The 1,824-nt window shown below is 40.0% G+C and carries 1 protein-coding gene; it reads left to right on the top strand.

What is annotated here, in order from left to right:
* The first annotated feature begins 76 nt into the window (after positions 1-76).
* Positions 77-1,663 (top strand): transposase, encoded by a 1,587-nt coding sequence (locus GPL15_RS23500; RefSeq protein ID WP_215701116.1) that lies wholly within the window; start codon positions 77-79, stop codon positions 1,661-1,663.
* Positions 1,664-1,824 lie beyond the last annotated feature (161 nt).

Here is a 1,824-nt window from a genome sequence, read left to right as displayed (position 1 = left end):
GGGGCTGTAAAAAAACAGTCCTAAAGAAAAATCGCTGAAGTCTTACGACTTCAGCGATTTTTTGGTATAATTAATTATGCGACTAACTAATAAAACCAATGATAATTATACACCACGTCAGTTGAAATTACCATTGGAAATCGAAAAATTAATTGATATTTCTGATCCGGTATACACTTTTTGCGAAGTAATGGATCACATCGACCTATCAAGATATTTTGTAGAGAAAGGCTACAGAACAGGCCGTCCAAGATGTGATGAACACAAGCTCCTCAAAGTGATACTTTTTGCTTTCATGGAATACGGGATCTGTTCCCTGCGAAACATCGAAAGACTCTGCCGTAATGATATCCGATATATGTATCTTCTGGACGGCATGAAAGCACCTTCCTTCGCCACTTTCGGTAACATCATCCGGAATAAACTTACGGATTCGATAGAACAGGTTTTTGGGGATGTGAATACATATATTTTTGAAAAAGACCATGTCGACTTGGAGCATACCTATATCGACGGCACTAAAATAGAGGCCAATGCGAACCGCTATACCTGGGTATGGAAAAAATCATGTACCAAAAACCGGGGAAAAGTCTTTGAAAAGATATCCACGCTGATCGATGCCATGAACCTTGAAGTTCTGGGCTATTTTAATGTGAAACTTGAGAAGCGTGAAGAGTATGCCATCGATTATGTTTCCGAACTGTTGGAAATGTACAAGCTGGGGACAAAGCTGGAGGAATCCACTTTTGTTTCAGGCTGCGGACATAGAAAAAGCATTCAGCAAAAACAGTATCAGGAATTACAGGGATATCTGGAGCGTTTGAAAACATACGCGCACCATATAGAAGTCTGCGGAGAGGAAAGGAACAGTTATTCCAAAACGGATCATGATGCCACTTTTATGCGGATAAAACGGGATTACATGGGGAATGACCAGCTGCTTCCGGCATATAATCTTCAGACCGCAGTCTGCGATGAGTACATTGCGGTAGTTGATGTAAAACCATACGCATCAGACATGGAATGCTTTGTACCATTGATGGAGAAATATCATAAGATCTACGGGCATTATCCAAAGTATCCGGTTGCCGATGCAGGATATGGTTCCTACAATAACTATCTTTATTGTGAGGAACATGGGATGGAGAAATACATGAAGTTTACGATGTTCAAAAAGGAGACAACCGATAAAAAGTATCATGAAAATCCGTATCGGGCTGTAAATTTTAAGCGGGATGGATCCGGGAATCTGATATGTCCAAACGGGAAAAAAATCCATTTTAAAAGCAGGCAGCATGTATACAAGAACAAATATGGAAGAACGGAAGAAATCTATGAATGTGAATCGTGTGAAGGATGCCCGCATAAAAGTGATTGTTGTCCTAAAGCATCCAACAAAAGGACGATCCGCATGAATGAGGAACTAACCTCTATCCATCAAGAGGTGATCTCAAACCTTGAATCCATACACGGAGCACTTTTGAGAATGAACCGCAGTATACAGGCGGAAGGAACCTTCGGCGTTTTAAAATGGGATAAGTCTTACAAACGGCTAATCCGAAGAGGGGAGAAAAACGTAATTTTGGAACTTACGCTGATTTCTTGTGGCTTCAACCTTTACAAATATCATAATAAAAAGCAGAGAAAAGGTCTGGCTGCGTAAAATGAAAGAGTAATCCTCATAGCCTTATTAAGTGCACACTTTTTTACCAGGAAAAGCAATAATTACGGCAAATAATGTATAATAAAATGAAGAATCGCCAGAACCGGCATTTACCGGAACTGGCGATTCTTCATTATGGAGTTATTTTACAGCCCCTTTTT

The organism is Clostridium sp. MCC353 (genome assembly GCF_018785315.1).
GTDB lineage: Bacteria > Bacillota > Clostridia > Lachnospirales > Lachnospiraceae > CHH4-2.
This window is presented reverse-complemented; position numbering and strand designations above follow the sequence as displayed.

Coding starts and splice junctions, on each gene's coding strand:
- GPL15_RS23500 (WP_215701116.1), top strand. CDS start 77: ATGCGACTAACTAATAAAACCAATGATAATTATACACCACGTCAGTTG.